This is a genomic window from uncultured Aquimarina sp. (assembly GCF_947492405.1).
GTDB lineage: Bacteria > Bacteroidota > Bacteroidia > Flavobacteriales > Flavobacteriaceae > Aquimarina.
Genome location: NZ_CANLMP010000005.1, coordinates 214640 through 230489 on the forward strand (window position 1 = coordinate 214640; position 15850 = coordinate 230489).

A 15850-nucleotide genomic window follows, 5' to 3' on the forward strand; every position below is an offset into this window, starting at 1 on the left:
ATGGCTTAGAACATATGAATACAGCCCAAGCTGTCATTAGTGTGCATCATAAACCTTTGTTAGACTATATAAAATGAACATAATAGGCAAAATTTTATAGTTATTATATATTTTTACTCGAAGTTACCACAAGTTGCAAACTAGCGGTAGGGGGGCTATGATTTTATATACAGTGTTAACTGTTTTTTTAAATGATATAATTTTCTCTTCAATAAGTTCATTTATTGTTTTCTTATTGCCATTATCATCTTCAAGACTTAAACTGAAAGTTGGCAATAACGGAGTCGCAAATGATATGTCATCACCTCCGTCTGTGACATCATATCCTGTAGAACAAATACCAATTACAGTACCATTTTTGTTAAAGACTGGTCCTCCACTTGATCCGCTCTTCATTTTAATTGTTGTTTGAAAACAAGAGTTTTTTAATAATCCGATACCATTTTTATGAAATTCAACATATTTTCCTAAATAAAAATCAGAAATAAAATCCATTTTAATCGATTCAGGTTGCGGGATTGTTTGAGTATCAGGGTAACCAAAAGTTCCAAGCTGTTCGTTTAGTTCTGGAAATCGATCCGTAAGAATTAGTGAAGGACTAGGAACAATATTTTTTTCTTTATCTAATATTTCTTCAGGTAATAAGTAAGCAACGTCATATTCGTTCGCATATGTTGTTTTTCTTATTGGTCTTAATATATATTGATTGTTAGGTAAAAAATGGATTACTCCTAAATTGTCATATACCTCGTCTTTTTTATTAAATATACAATGCTTTGCAGTTAGTAGTATTCCATTACCTGATATATAGAACGATGTGCCAATAAAAAACAATTTATTAGTCTTTTTATCTTCGGAGACTAGCGGAACTATTGCGTTTGAATCTTTGCTTACACCAGAAATTGATCCATTAAAATATGCTGATATTGCTTTCATAGTTATTACAGTTAACGTTTAATATATGTGTCGTAGCAGGGCAAAATGTTACCTAGCTTTTCGATTTTTCTGCGCATTGGTTGCTACTTTTTCCTTTTTGCAAGCATTGCGCCTTACCAAAAATACAACAACCATTCGATTGATCACTTTGCTGCTATGATCACATATATCGTGTTGTGCAATGTTATTATTTTTTCATTATTCGCTTGGCATCATTATTAATCCGTTCAAGTAAAGTTCCACCACAACAATTCTTGTAATTTTTTCTTCCACCACATATGCATTTACTTCTAAAAGTACTACCTTTTGCAATATATAGTTCTAACTGTACTTTTAAATCCTCATATTGGTATATAGTATTTGCAATTTGAGGGTCGATTTCTAATTCCGAATCATTTTTTCTCTTTCCAAGTGAGTAAAAATCGCTTAATGTTTCGCATACTTTGATGAAATGGTCAACAATTTTATTGTTGGTAATGTTTACTCTGTAGTTATCAATTATTTGACCATGGTATTCAAAATTATTATCTGAAACAAACATCACTTGCTCAAAATCAATATCCCTTGGTGTAATGTCAATTAATTCTTCTTCATCATTTTCCCAGACCGCATGTCTTTCAGCTTCGCACAATATACTGGTTTGATAAATAACCCAACCATAATGTGGTTTTCCTCCATCTAATTCAACTTTTCGATCAACATTTTTAAAGCAATTCAATTTCTCAGAATATTCCTCAATTTTAACTGGAACTTGTTCTGGCAGAAATTCTGAATCAATTTTTTCCAAGAGTTTTTTTACATATTTGTTTTCCTCTTTTGGGCTGATTATAATTAATTCCAATTGAAAATTTAATTTTGAGATTTGAGTTAATATTGCACAACATGCGAGTATAGTTACTATTATGTTTATTACCGTTTGTAACTAATTACAAACATTTATAATCGTTTGCTACCGCATCTGGATTTATTATAAGCTTAAAAATAACGGAAAACTCCCCGTATTACAAAAATAATATGGGTTCTTTTATGTTTTAGCTGGTCTCTCGACTCCGCTCGAGGTGACAGTAATTGGGCAAAGTCAGTGTGACAAGTAAGTTTTCTTAAGTAGAATTGATACGTTTTGATTAAAACCCTATTCTCGATGTAAGAAAACTCACTTGTCTTCGATACAATTTTCTACCGAAAATCACTCTGACTGACGTAAATTTTCTTAGGGTTTTTACTCTTTCCCCAACTTAGGAGTTAACCATAAATATCCGATACACAATAGAAAGAAAATATAGAATCCAATCGGATTTATGGGTGCTAAAGGTGAGATTTGTTTGGTATTATTCTTAGAAACTCTATCAAAGAATCGCTTATTTTTCATGATTTTATCATATCCAGATTTTGATTTCCATGTGGTGGTATCCGTTACAAAATAATCGAAAACAGCCGTGGTGTCTTGTGCAACAGATACTCTGTTCCAGCCTAATTTCTTAGGATAGGTTATACCAAACCATAGATTGGAGATATCGATATCATTGCGTAGTGCAATGCGATAATCTTCATCCGTTGTTACTTCTGGTTCAGGAATAGAAGTTCTTAGTATAAACTCATAAGATTGGTCTTTAATCCCCAGGATATTGTTTTCATCCCAACTCACGGTAGCACTTTCTTTTTTACCAATAGCACTTATAATTTCTGACCATAGTTGTTGGTACTCGGTTGTTTTGCCATTCAATAATAGTTCATAGGTGCTTTCTAACACTGTCGTACTTACTTTCCCTTTTCCCAGATGTTTATAGGCGGATATTATGTTTTCAGTATCATTTTTATGTATCGCTTGTAGCTGAAATTGATCTTTAAAGATAAAAGGATACTTTCCTATTGTAATTTTTGGTGAATCAATCAGGCTTGTCTCCGTACTTTTTTCTCTACCAAAATCAAAAGTTGCAATGCTTTTTCCGGATCGAAAAAAGTCTTCATCCCGTTGGATAAAAAGGCCTACCCCTTTTTCTCTAATAGCATTCTCCAGCGCTGTTCGAGAAGGCTGTCCTACATTTTTTACTGTAGTAGCATCGAGTATCACCAAATCAAAAGGTGCCAGATTTTTTTCAGAAAGAGCACCTATTGGTATTCTATCCGTATTAAAATATTCGAACTTATACTTTCCTCTGGTGATGCGACTTTTTACCAATACCTCATGACCCATTTCTGCCAAATAGTTCTTTAGGTATTTGGTTTCAAAGGTTGGAAAACCGTTTACGATTAAGATTTTCAAATGGGTTCGATCCATCACCCTCACAGGAATGGGATCACGAGAACGTATTGTACCTAAAGAATCTTTCTCTACCAATGAAAAGACATAGTTGCCCATTGCTTTTAATTCCGTCGATAGTCGAAATGAAGTTTCTGTATCCGATAACAACGTAATAGAATCCAATGAATTTCCTCCGGGACCTTCCAGAATCAATCGATTTCCTTTTGTTGGATTGTTATATACCCCTTCTAACTGTAACTGCTCTCCTACCACCCTACTATGATCATAATGGAATCTTACCACTCCAGCAGGGATATCACTGGCGATATAGTGTACTTTATGATCCTCTAATTGCCAAAAATCAAAAGGGGCTACTCCTTCTCCCAATACAAAAACAGTGTCTGATGTCTGTATATTTCTAAAAATGGGTTGATTCGCTTTATACGGAAAGGTTTGTATTCGTTTATGAGCTTTTTTTAAACTATCTAGTTGTTTGGTATCATAACCATTGGTAAGCACTATTACTTTGGTGTTTTTGCCAAGTATGGGCAAGGCTGGTTTCAATGCAATAATAGAAAGTGAAATAATGGCAAACAGTGCAACTGTGATATTGATCCAGAACTTGCGTTTCCCGAAATGAGATCCTTCTTTCCAAACAAAAACTAACCATACCACTATGGCACTAATGCTTATATAGGGTATCCAATTACTATGTAAAAAAGTGATATCCTCAATCATTGATTTCGAGCTCTTTTAATAGTAATTCGTTGATTTCGCTTGCTTGTTGTTGCTGTTTCACCGCATTAGGTTGTAACTCCGGAAGTGCCAAAAACAATCCTTTTTGTAATTTCTCCAGTGCTTCTGATGGTATGGTGACGTCTTCAGAAATCCATTTTAATTGTTGCAATGTTTCCAGATATCGTCCAGGGTCTTCAATCGCTTTTTCCGCTAATTCATTTCCGGCTTGACCGAAAAGCAGTTTATCTTCTTCGGTAATACTTCCTTTTTCAGAAATTAATTGTTCCAGTCTTGCCAAAGTTACACGTATAGAAGGATATGCATCTTCTTGCTCTAAAGTTTCCGTTTTTCGGTATCCTGATACCTCATCGATTTCTCCAGTGAGTCTTTTATCTTCTTTAATGGGTGGAGGATCAAAACCGATACGGTGCACATAGATACGGGCACTGTTTTTTATTTCCTGAATCAGTTTTAGCGCCCTGTATTGATACGGCAATGATTTTTCTGGTGTGTAGAGTCTTAAATATAATTCTGCATCCCACATTTCATTAAGCGCCTGTCGTAACTTACTTTTTAGCGATTGTGTAAACAGTGTAGATTCTTCTGGGTCTTCGTGATTATGCAGGTATTCTTCTAAAGGGTCTTCCTTTTTTTCTTCTTCTACCAGATTGTGTTCATTTTCGCTATCGTGCTTATGGGTATATTTTGCTAACGGATCTTCTTCTTCGTGTCCTTCTTCGTGATGATCTTCGTCCTCATGTTCTGGAGATTCAACATCTCCCTCTGCAGTACCTCCGAATTCTGATTCATCTCCCATAAATTCGGCATATTTCAGCCGTAATACTTTCTGGTCAAAACCTAATTCATTACTCTTAAATTTATAATCCTTTGTGGACAGTTTGGGCTTATCTTTTAGTAATTTTTCGGTGTCTATAATCAACTGACGTTGGCTTCTAAAATAATCCGGCATCAGATCTACTCCCATGGTTCCTTCTACCGCAAAAGCATCAGAAACTGTATCCTTAATCACGGCAAAAAAGGTTTCGCTTCTGGATACATTAGGTTTCGGACGTTTACGATCCAACGCTTCTACATAAAAATACAATTCGTCTCCTGGTTCCATATTCATTTGATCCAGATCGATCTTTTTTGACAAATTCATATTCTTACTTCCTACCGACACTTTATTCGTGAAATTTAGCTTTTCTTCTCTGAACTTTACGGATTCTCCAGAGCCTTTACTCACTGTAGCAATGATATAAGCGTCTTCAATCCCAAAGTCGTCGGTAATCCCTGTAGTAAAGGATACTTTTTTACTTTGATTATACTCATACGAAGTGAACTGTTTTATTCCTTTAATTTCTACAGAAGGACTCTTGTCTTTGATCACCTCAATAGCGTACAATTCGGAAACATAGGATCGGTCTTGTAGGTCGGTAAATTTAAAATTATAAAAACCTGCACTGGTGAGTGTGGATGCTCCTGTATATATTCCATCAATTAATTTCATAGGATAGCTATTTCCCATGCTTTCCATCGTTACGCTTTTGATTTCTTGGTCGAATTGTATTTTCCAGGAAACTCTGGATCCTTCTACTGCTTTAATATCCATTGTAGAAGTCTCTAAGGAAGGAATCTGTGTGTAGTTGGGATATTCAATTATTAGTTGCTGATCTATTAACCTAGGTGGTTGTATTATTGTCGAAGTCGTATCTGTTAGTTTAAAAACAATTGTTTCCTGAGTTGCTTTAGGTTGTTGTGACTTTCGTAAAGTGCCAAACACGTTATATTTGTGTAGTGCTAGACCAATTAATACGCAAGAACTAACTAAAACAATTCCTCTATTCAAATGATGAGGAGGTTTAATGGTTTTTAGTTTTTCGACAAGTCTGGTTGTTACTCTATTTTGCTGTATTCTGGCTAAGCCAGACAACTTTTCTTGTGGTACTAACAAAAGACCGGTACTATATTCTGTAGCATCAAGATGAAGATCTATATAGCTGGCAATATTTTCTAAACTCTTTTTCCACGGTTTTATGACAATTGCTGCAATACTGCCAACCAAAAGCAGGGTTAGTATCGTCCATAATATATTAGAAAACGCAAAATACATGAGCATTGCAGGTCCCAAAGCATATAATGTGATCTCCAGCCAAAGCATCAGTCGCCATCGCCTTCTAAATCCAACCAATATGTCATGTCCTGATCTCATTATTGTTTTCTGAATTTTGCTACACTACGTTCCATCACTAACAATGCTCCCAATAACAACCATAACCATTTTGATACATCAAAAAGTTTAAATTGTTTTTTACCCGTTACTAGATTTGTCGCTACAGGCTGCAGTTCTGATATATCGATCGTTCTTTTATCATACTCATTAATTTCGGTTTCGATATCTTTATGAAAATCAAAAAGTTTTAGCAGTTGTTCGGATATGTTTCTATCGATACTATTCTCTGTAGTAAGCGCTTCTGTAAGATAAAAAATCCTATTGGAAGGTCCTGCTTCAATAATGTTATTGGCGAGATCATCTGGTTGGTATGTTAATACTTTTGTAGCCGTTTTTGGAACTGGATTTGCAGATAACCAAACTACCAGATCGAAAGTATCAGTATCTAGGCCTTCTACATCCTGAACGATTTCTATATCAATTTGTTTATTCAAGTACTTTGATATCGCATTTAGCGATGCTTCTATGTATGTTTTTTGAGTAGCTAGGCTATCTTCGTAAAACAATACTACTTTGGTTGGCAATTCTGAAGTAAGAATTACGCTTTCTTCTTTTCCGTTTAACGGAAACATCACACTATCATTTGTAGTATTAAACTGTAGTCTCTTATCATCGGTAGCAATAAATGCTTTCTTAAAAGACAACTGATCTTGATCACTAATCATAGATAGGACTTGCAAAGAATCTTTTTTCTTGATGGTTTTGAGTGCTTTTTCAGACGAAACTTTTGAGTCCAAAGATATCCAAGCAATATTTTGGTTCGTATCTGGTCTTCTACCTTTGATTCCGTTTATGAATGCTTTCGTAAAAACGACAATACTATCGGTTTGTAACGTTTCCATTTCTTTGGCTAACTGCCAATAATTAGGAGTCTTTTTATTTTCTATAGCTGTCTGATCAGTATCCAACTCAGGAAATCCAGATTCCAAAAGTCTTAGTGATTCTCCTGTATCTATTGTATCTATGATCGTTTGTATTCTATCATCATCCAGTAATGAAGGCTCTATTATATAGGTTATTGGTATGGTAGCCGCTTTCTTTTTAATCTGAAATCCGGCTAGTAGTAAGACCAAAACACCGATTAATAGCATTCTAACTAATAGTAGAAAAAGTTCATTTAGCTGAATACTTCTGGATTGTTTTGAATCTGATTCACTCAGTAATTTAGTGCTCCCTACTTTTATTGTTTTTCCTTCTTTTTTACTCCACAGATGTATCGCTAAAGGAACCAGAAGTCCTAATAATGCCCAGAGATATGTAGGGTTTAGGAAAAACATATCAGATTAGTTTGTTTCGTTTCTTCAGGAATACCTGTAATGCCTCTCCTATATGTTCTTGTAATTGGAACAAATGATAACTGATATCATTGGCTAAGAGCGTATTTTTAGTATTCTTGATCATCTCTTCTAGTGCGATGAGATATTCTTTTTTAGCGGTTTTTGCATCTATTTTGAGTTTTGCTCCTGTTTCTAAGTCTTCGAATGTTACAGTACCTTTGTAATCAAACTCTAACTCATTCTTACCCATAAGATGTAATACCACTACCTCATTTTTTGGAGTTTTTAGTCTTTTGACAAAAGATGTTAGCTCTTCGTTATGTTCATACAGATCTGTTACAAAAAATATGAGTTCTTTGTGATTGCGATCTTGAAGACTTTTGGAGGCATTTGGGTTTTCGGGCCATTTCCCTTTATTTTCTATATTGGTTAGCTCTAATAAAAAACGATTATAGTGTTGTTTCTGGATTTTAGGATATAGGTTATACAACAGCTGTTCGTTTAATGCAAAAAGACCTATCGCATCTCCTTGATTTTGGGATAAGTATCCTAAAGAAGCTATTAAGATTCTGGCATAATCCATTTTAGAAAGTTCATCTTCTTTATGAAGCATGGATTTACTGGCATCCAAAATAAACTTTATTGAAATATTGGTTTCTATCTCGGATTGCTTGATATAATATCTACCGGATCGGGCTAGCATTTTCCAATCGAGTAATCGTAAATCGTCACCTGGTTCATAATTACGAAATTGCGTAAATTCCATTCCAGAACCTACATTGCGACTATTATTTAGTCCAGACAAATATCCATCAACAATTACACGCGCAATGAGTGATAATCCTGATACGGTTTTAATAAGTTCAGGTTTTAATAATTGATGATAATCTTGTCTCACTTGATTTGTTCTATGGTCTTACTTCCCTACCTCAATGGCTTTTAATAGATGACGCGTAACATCATCAGAAGTGATACCTTCTGATTCTGCTCTAAAATTCACAATCACTCTATGACGCAAGACAGGTATTGCCACATGATGTAAATCATCTAATGTCACTGATAATCTTCCTTGTGCTAATGCTCTTGCCTTGGCTGTTAATATCATTGCTTGACCAGCTCGTGGTCCTGCTCCCCAATTGACCCATTCTTTTACATAGGGATTCGTTGTTGATTCTGGTCTAGTAGCTCTAATCACCTTACTTACATACGTAATCAGATCATCACTTATAGGAACTTCTCTTACTAACTGTTGTAATCTGATAATATCTTCTCCAGAAATTACTTTGTTCAAGGTTTCTTTCTTAACACCTGTGGTATTCTTCAGAATCGTAGTCTCTTCTGATTCGCTTGGATACCCTATTTTGATATATAATAAAAAACGATCTTGTTGTGCTTCCGGAAGTGCAAATGTTCCAGATTGCTCGATAGGATTTTGTGTGGCAAGTATAAAAAATGGCCTGTCTAACTCATATGTTTTTCCGGAATAGGTAACCTCAAACTCCTGCATGGCTTCTAGCAAAGCTGCCTGTGTTTTTGGTGGTGTACGATTGATCTCATCTGCCAAGATGATATTAGAAAAAATAGGGCCTTTATTAAACTTAAAAAATTTCTTTCCTGTGCTATAATCTTCTTCTAATATTTCGGTACCAATAATATCCGATGGCATTAAATCTGGTGTAAATTGTATTCTCTTAAATTTAAGATCAATAGCTTGTGCCAGCGTTCTAATCATTAATGTTTTTGCCAAACCTGGAACTCCTTCTAACAATGCATGTCCACCTGCGAGAAAAGTAATTAATAATTGCTCTACCGTTTCTTCTTGCCCTGTAATGACCTTACCGATCTCTTTTCGTAACTTCTGAAGTTTCTCAGTAAGAATAGTTACTTCTTCTTCTATATTTACTAACTCTCTGTCCATATAAGTACTATCTTTTATGCTCTGGTTTAAATTAGTGTTGGTAATCTTAACGGATTCGTATTTAATCTCATCTCCAGCCCTTCCCAAAAGGAAGGTAGCTAAAAGTCCTTTCCTTTGGAAAGGATTTAGGATTGGATAAACCGTTATCCATGAATTAAATGAAACATTTTACAATAAGCAACACTTTTGTAAACCAGAACCATCTATGATGTTAACGCATACATTACAATGTTAACACCAAATCTGGTATTGTCTATTTTATACCATCGTTTATTTCTAAAATCATAATCCCACTCACAACCATAATCTTTGTTACTAAACAAAACACCGATCCTTCCATTAACTTTAATTGCCTTTAAATAGTCGTGTACGATATCATCTCCCCATCCATTCAGCTCTTGAGAAGTGGTTGGAGGGCCATCCTCAAATTCAAAGAATATTTTATAAATTTCATGAGTATTCGGAATCTTTTTTAATGCTTGTGGTCCAAAAATGTCTTCCATTTGACGCACAAATGATTTAGAGAATAATCCATCAATATCGTGATTACAATCATCTGCAAACACAAAACCACCATTATTAACATACTTCTTAAAGTTTTCTCTTTCTTTTTTGGTAAACTGTACCAATTTATGACCAGAAATATAACAAAATGGACTTTTGAAAATCTCGTCACTACTCAAAGGAATAATTCTCTCCTGAGTGTCCACTTTTAGGGTCGTGTACTCTACAAGTGAGTTTAATAGATTAGAAGGCATTCTTTGATCCACATCCCAATCTCCAGACTCATATTGTAATCTCGTAAAGAAAAATTTATTACTCAATATAAAATTAACTAGATGAAACAGCAATTAAGATCATAATTTGCGAAGATGATCTAAAAGGAACGTTAATTAGTATTATCTTAATATAATAAACGCTCCTGTCATTTCGAGCGGAGTCAAAATGTAGTAACTGACTACTACATTTCGACTCCGCCCAATGTGACGGGTTATAGTAAATGATTTCTGATTATACTGCGTCTGACAAACTGGTAAAAGTAAAGTCCCTTATTTTCATATAAGGTACTAGATTACCATCTATTCGGACCTGCTTACCTAGAGTTTCGAGATTATTAAGCATAATGATCGGGCTTTCGTTAAATCTGAAATTCTTTACTGGATGTTTTATTTTTCCGTTTTCAATATAGAAAGTTCCATCTCTGGTAAGTCCTGTATATAACAAGGTTTGAGGATCTACGGTTCTTATGTACCATAATCGAGTAACTAGAATACCTTTTTTAGTTCCTTTAATAAGATCCTCTAATGAAGCATCGCCACCTTGCATAATAAATCCATTAGGAAAAGGCACAGGATCTACTCCTTTTTTCTCTGCCCAATAACGACTATATGCTAAGTTTTTTACGACTCCATTTTCTATCCAACTTGTCTTTTTCAGCGGTTGTCCAGATCCGTTCCATGTACCGGTTGGCACTTCTGGATTAAGAGGATCCGACCAAATATTTACACGTTCGTCTACAATCTTCTCGCCCATTTTAGTACCTCCACCTTCTTTGGACATAAAACTACGTCCTTCATCAGCAGTACGGGCATTAAATGCAAACGCCATATTACCTAATAAACCAACTGAAGCTGCTGGTTCCAAAATTACTGTGTATTTACCAGGCTCGATTGCCTTTGCTTCTTTAGACATTACTGCCTTATCTATTGCAACTTTAGAAGCTTCTACGGCATCAAATTTACTGATATCGTTATAATCTCTTGTTACCCAACCAGATCCTGTACCATCATTACTACGCATGGTGACAGTAAAACTAGCATTGGTAGATTGATTATATGCAAACAAACCACTAGAGTTCATCATTGCACTAAAACCGGCAGAGTCGTTAAAGAATCCTGCCGCAGTAACGTTCTTGGCCGCAGCTGGTTCGATACTACTATTTGCTACTTCTGCACGATACTCTGGTGTTATCTTTGCTGTAGCTTCTGTATAGGTAATAGATTTATCATATGTTTGTGGCCCAAGAGGTTCCATAAATTCTGGATTCTCTGGAGAAAGTTTTGCTAATTCTTCAGCTCTCTTAACAACCTTCTTTAAAGATTCATCATCAAATTCATCAATAGTAGCTGTACCAGATTTCTTTCCAAAATTAGATTGCACTACCAAGGTTTGATTTGATCTATGTCCAGCCGTAGATACCGTATTTCTAGCATAACGGATATTACCACTTTCGCTTCCGCTTAAATTTATTTCACAAGCATCTGCAGTAGAAAAGCTCATCGCTTTCTCCATAATCTGCTTTGCTTCTTCTTTAGAATATATTGCCATGATATTTTTTATTTGTAATAAGACTGTGATTTAAATTTTTCTACCTGTGTTGATCACATTCACACCATTAAAGCGTGTGGTAGAACTTCCGTGAGATACAGCACTTATTTGCGAAGGCTGTCCTTTACCATCAAAGAATGACCCGAACATTCGATAGTCATCTTTGTCACATATCTTAGCACAAGAATTCCAAAATTCTTGTGTATTAGATTGATATGCCACATCATCTAGCATACCTACAATTTTTCCGTTTTTGATTTCATAAAACACTGTTCCACCAAACTGGAAATTATATCGTTGTTGATCAATAGAATAGGAACCTCTACCTGCTATGTAGATTCCTTTTTCTACGTCCTTGATCATATCATCTATAGAGTATTTCTCTTTTCCCGGTTCTAAGGAAACGTTAGGCATACGCTGGAACTGTACATCGTTCCAACTCTGAGAATAGCAGCATCCGTGAGACTCGTTTTGATCGATCATATGAACCTGATCTCTTATTGCCTGATAATTGGTTAGTACACCATTTCGAACTAAATCCCATTTTTTTGTTTTTACTCCCTCATCATCATATCCTACAGCTCCTAAGGAGCCAACTTGGGTTTTATCGGCTACAAGATTTACGATATCACTACCATATTTGAAGTTTTTGGTCTTCCATTTATCTAATGTTGCAAAACTTGTTCCTGCATAATTAGCTTCATATCCCAATACTCTGTCTAATTCTAATGGATGTCCAACAGATTCGTGAATGGTAAGTCCTAAATGATTTGGTTCTAATACTAAATCGTATTTACCTGCTTCTACAGATTTTGCTGTCAATCTTGCTTTAGCTTGTTTAGCAGCAAGTGTTGCATCCTCTACGATATCATAACTTTTGCGATATAGATTAAGACCTTCAGGACCTTTTAGTTTTTCTGAAGCTAATCCATCCATATACTCATACCCCATTCCCATTGGAGCACTCATCGCTTGGCGCGATTTAAATTTACCTGTACCTTTATCAATAGCAGTCACTGTAAATGTCGGCCAGATACGATGTACATCCTGATCGATATAAGATCCATCAGTTGAAGCAAAATACTTCTGCTCATTAACCATAAAAAGTCCAGAGTTTACATAATTTGCTCCATTCTCTAAGGCTGCAGCATTTGCAGATAACAATAAATCTACCTTTTCTGAAACCGGAACATCTTTAAAATCCTTTTTGATCGGAGTTTTCCAGCTAACTTCTCCATGTGATTTTACAGGAGCTAGTTTTACTTCTTCTTTTTGAATTTTTGAATTCGCTTTTGCTATTGCTACTGCTTGATCTGTAGCTTTCTTAATTCCATCTTCGGTAACACTATTGGTAGATGCAAATCCCCAGGTTCCATTAACAATTACCCGAATTCCGATACCAAATGATTCGGTATTTACTACGTTTTGCACTTTGTCTTCTCTGGTAAACACATATTGGTTTAAATACCTACCAATTCGAGCATCAGCATAGCTTGCTCCCAGTGATTTTGCAGTATTAAGTGCTACGTCTGCCATTCTTTTCTTTATGGCAATATCCATTCCCGGATTAAGCAATGCCTCTGCGGGAATATCATTTCCGAGGAGTAGTGAAGGCATCATCAAAGCGCCTGCTCCTAATCCCGTGTATTGAATAAAATCTCTACGTTTCATAAACCTCTTTTTTGATTGAGTGAATATTAAAATAAGTATGATGAATTTTATCTTATAAGAATTCTTTTAGTATCTATGATACTTGACCATATCTTAAAGCTTTGTTATAAGACTAACTTTCGTTAGCTTTAAAAGTAGAAAAATTAAATCAAAGTACCATATCCCCATGAATCTTCATCACTAGATTTTAAGTGTAGGATTCCGCAAAAGAACCATCGTAGCACCAATTTCATAAAATACTGAAATACAATACATTAAAATCAATTATTCAATTGCATAATTCTTAATAAATCACATAAAAATGCACCAAAAAAGCATTAAAAAAGCACTTGTATAAATTTTTGTTAAAGTTTCTGACTTTTCTTTATTAAATATTCAAAAAACATCTTCAAGAAGGTAGTATTAACATTATTGAAAGAGTAGCTTTTCTATAAGAAACTATTTTGACTCCAAAGAATACTCTTATGCAATGTAATTTCTTACCAATAATTCGACTATACTTATATACGTATTAACAATGGTTGTTAAATTTACTCCGCAAATAAATAAAGTGTACTTCATTAACCAATACACATTGTATCAGATCATATCTGGTAATGGTGGTATTCAGGTAGATTTTAAGAACTATTTTGACTGGAAGGATAAAGCTATTTACCTGGAAAAAGGGCAATACATTAAATTCTTATCTGATGATTTTTTTGTACTCAAAATGGAATTCCCGAATGAAACAATTTTTAGAAATAAAGAATTCAGGGTACTCTTTAAACATCTTATCTCTTTAGGGTATATTGACTTTGAAAAATCCAATAATTTTCACGAAATCATACATCAATTCAACTCAAATATTGAACTGAATACTATTATAGATACTTCTACAGAGCAATGGTATTTGCAAAATCCATTTAAAGCAAACAAAGAGGAATATCAAATCATTTTTGATACTAAAGAAGTTATAGACGAACAATATTCTAGCAATATTAGTACTCAGGATATTACTGCATATGTAAATGAGAAAGGATATAACATTCAATCCCTGATAAAAAGCAAAGTAGGTGTTTCTGTTAAATCCTTACTATCTAACAAAAAATTACTAGAAAGTAAAAAAGAAATTGCTTTTACAGATAAGAGTATAAAGGAAATATCTTACGATTTGGGATATAATGATCCTGCTTATTTTAATAGGGTTTTTTCTAATAGTGTTGGCAAGAATCCTATTCAATTTAGGAAAGACTTTGATTATCATAATAGAGATCAGTTTTCTCAACACATTATGGAATTGCTTAAACTATACCATACCCAAGAAAGAAATATAGATTTTTATGCTTCTAAAATGAATCTATCTGCTAAAACGCTTTCTAAAAAAGTAAAGGACAAGATGCAGACTTCATTGGGGAAACTTATTCGACATGAAATGATTGGTACTTCTAAATCTATGCTAGATCAGGATCTAAGTATTAAAGACATCTCGTTACAACTAGGTTTTGAAGAACCTAATCACTTTTCTAATTTCTTTAAGCATTATACAGGTGAATCTCCTTCACAGTTTAAAAATAAAAAGTACAATAACTAGCTCCTTTTTTGTAGGCTTTTTTTACTGACATATCCAGAAATTTGTAGTGTAATTACAAACAATATTTATTAATCTTTAAATAATACAACAATGGATATTAAAGCATTAGCTACAGAAATGGATAGCATCGTTGCCAAAGGAGCAATAGTAGATGCTGTAAAACAATTTTTTGCACAAAACGCAACAACTTCAGATTACAATAATGTCACTACTAATGATAAAGCACAAATGGTAGAGAAAATGGAAGGTTTTGCTAATTCTATTAAAAAAGTGAACGGCATTACACTTCATCATACTATAGTAGATGGTAATGTCTCTGCATCAGAATTCACTTTTGATTTTGATATGGCTGATAATAGTTCTATTTATTGGCATGAAATCATCCGACGAGTTTGGAATAATGAAGGTAAGGTTATACAAGAAGAATATTTTAACGCTTAAAAACAAACAATATACAATGAGAACTTTAAAAACAATAAAAATAGTACTAATTGCAGTGTTATTTACTGCTACAATTTCTGCGCAAGATAAAAAAGCAAACAACATAGATAATAGCAACATTGCATTACAAGGGTACAGTCCTGTATCTTATTTAGACCTAGGTATTGCACAAAGAGGTACTAAAGCATATAAATCAGAACATGAAAAAGTGGTTTATTATTTTACTTCTAAAGAGCAAAAAACTACATTCGATAAGAATCCAAAAAAGTATATGCCGCAGTATGGAGGGTTTTGTGCTTTTGGAATATATGCAGGTGCAAAGTTTAGACCTGATCCTAATAAATTTGTAGTAAAAGACGGAAAATACTTTCTTTTCTTATACAATATCGAGTTAGATGCGCAACAATTATGGTTAGCAGAAAACAACCATAAATCACTAGTCTCTAAAGCAAATAGCAATTGGGGAAAACTTAAGAATACGTATAATTAAACATAA

At 34.3% G+C, this 15850-nt stretch carries 13 protein-coding genes; 3 read left to right on the top strand and 10 right to left on the bottom strand.

All coding sequences use genetic code 11. The features are described from left to right. Positions 1–123: 123 nt before the first annotated feature. From Q0829_RS18470 to Q0829_RS18515, 10 genes are all read right to left on the bottom strand, one after another. A complete protein-coding gene (locus Q0829_RS18470) occupies positions 124–936 on the bottom strand; it encodes a serine protease (RefSeq protein WP_298545901.1) in 813 nt (270 codons plus the stop codon). 187 nt (positions 937–1123) lie between these two features. Further along, the gene (locus Q0829_RS18475; RefSeq protein ID WP_298545902.1) at positions 1124–1777 is read right to left on the bottom strand and encodes a hypothetical protein; all 654 of its coding nucleotides are present in this window, start codon (positions 1775–1777) and stop codon (positions 1124–1126) included. Positions 1778–2155: 378 nt separating this feature from the next. Next, the gene (locus Q0829_RS18480) at positions 2156–3916 is read right to left on the bottom strand and encodes a hypothetical protein (RefSeq protein WP_298545904.1); all 1761 of its coding nucleotides are present in this window, start codon (positions 3914–3916) and stop codon (positions 2156–2158) included. After that, positions 3909–6128 (bottom strand): tryptophan-rich sensory protein, encoded by a 2220-nt coding sequence (locus tag Q0829_RS18485; RefSeq protein WP_298545905.1) that lies wholly within the window; start codon positions 6126–6128, stop codon positions 3909–3911. The genes Q0829_RS18480 and Q0829_RS18485 overlap by 8 nt, the downstream gene beginning before the upstream one ends. After that, complete coding sequence (locus Q0829_RS18490; protein WP_298545907.1) at positions 6128–7426, bottom strand: BatA domain-containing protein; 1299 nt, start codon at positions 7424–7426, stop codon at positions 6128–6130. Before Q0829_RS18490 ends, Q0829_RS18485 begins: the two co-directional genes overlap by 1 nt. 1 nt (position 7427) lies before the next feature. Then, on the bottom strand, positions 7428–8324 hold the full coding sequence (locus tag Q0829_RS18495) for a DUF58 domain-containing protein (RefSeq protein ID WP_298545908.1): 897 nt from the start codon (positions 8322–8324) through the stop codon (positions 7428–7430). Between the two features lie 18 nt (positions 8325–8342). After that, positions 8343–9344 carry a MoxR family ATPase gene (locus tag Q0829_RS18500; RefSeq protein ID WP_298545910.1) on the bottom strand — a complete coding sequence of 334 codons (1002 nt, stop codon included), beginning with the start codon at positions 9342–9344 and terminating at the stop codon, positions 8343–8345. Between the two features lie 203 nt (positions 9345–9547). Then, positions 9548–10168: a DUF4159 domain-containing protein gene (locus Q0829_RS18505; protein WP_298545911.1), complete on the bottom strand. Its 621-nt coding sequence runs from the start codon at positions 10166–10168 to the stop codon at positions 9548–9550. 187 nt (positions 10169–10355) lie between these two features. Next, entirely contained in the window at positions 10356–11672 is a 1317-nt protein-coding gene (locus tag Q0829_RS18510) for a TldD/PmbA family protein (protein WP_298545913.1), read from the bottom strand. Between the two features lie 30 nt (positions 11673–11702). Continuing rightward, positions 11703–13343: a TldD/PmbA family protein gene (locus tag Q0829_RS18515; protein WP_298545914.1), complete on the bottom strand. Its 1641-nt coding sequence runs from the start codon at positions 13341–13343 to the stop codon at positions 11703–11705. Positions 13344–13860: 517 nt separating this feature from the next. Here Q0829_RS18515 and Q0829_RS18520 point away from each other — a divergent pair. From Q0829_RS18520 to Q0829_RS18530, 3 genes are all read left to right on the top strand, one after another. Then, positions 13861–14913, top strand: a complete 1053-nt coding sequence (locus tag Q0829_RS18520; protein WP_298545916.1) for an AraC family transcriptional regulator — start codon at positions 13861–13863, stop codon at positions 14911–14913. Positions 14914–15003: 90 nt separating this feature from the next. Beyond that, on the top strand, positions 15004–15354 hold the full coding sequence (locus Q0829_RS18525; RefSeq protein ID WP_298545918.1) for a hypothetical protein: 351 nt from the start codon (positions 15004–15006) through the stop codon (positions 15352–15354). Between the two features lie 16 nt (positions 15355–15370). Continuing rightward, positions 15371–15844 (top strand): YHS domain-containing (seleno)protein, encoded by a 474-nt coding sequence (locus Q0829_RS18530; protein WP_298545920.1) that lies wholly within the window; start codon positions 15371–15373, stop codon positions 15842–15844. The last annotated feature ends 6 nt before the right edge of the window (positions 15845–15850 follow it).

Coding starts and splice junctions, on each gene's coding strand:
- Q0829_RS18500 (WP_298545910.1), bottom strand. CDS start 9,344: ATGGACAGAGAGTTAGTAAATATAGAAGAAGAAGTAACTATTCTTACT.
- Q0829_RS18490 (WP_298545907.1), bottom strand. CDS start 7,426: ATGTTTTTCCTAAACCCTACATATCTCTGGGCATTATTAGGACTTCTG.
- Q0829_RS18525 (WP_298545918.1), top strand. CDS start 15,004: ATGGATATTAAAGCATTAGCTACAGAAATGGATAGCATCGTTGCCAAA.
- Q0829_RS18510 (WP_298545913.1), bottom strand. CDS start 11,672: ATGGCAATATATTCTAAAGAAGAAGCAAAGCAGATTATGGAGAAAGCG.
- Q0829_RS18470 (WP_298545901.1), bottom strand. CDS start 936: ATGAAAGCAATATCAGCATATTTTAATGGATCAATTTCTGGTGTAAGC.
- Q0829_RS18520 (WP_298545916.1), top strand. CDS start 13,861: ATGGTTGTTAAATTTACTCCGCAAATAAATAAAGTGTACTTCATTAAC.
- Q0829_RS18515 (WP_298545914.1), bottom strand. CDS start 13,343: ATGAAACGTAGAGATTTTATTCAATACACGGGATTAGGAGCAGGCGCT.
- Q0829_RS18480 (WP_298545904.1), bottom strand. CDS start 3,916: ATGATTGAGGATATCACTTTTTTACATAGTAATTGGATACCCTATATA.
- Q0829_RS18485 (WP_298545905.1), bottom strand. CDS start 6,128: ATGAGATCAGGACATGACATATTGGTTGGATTTAGAAGGCGATGGCGA.
- Q0829_RS18530 (WP_298545920.1), top strand. CDS start 15,371: ATGAGAACTTTAAAAACAATAAAAATAGTACTAATTGCAGTGTTATTT.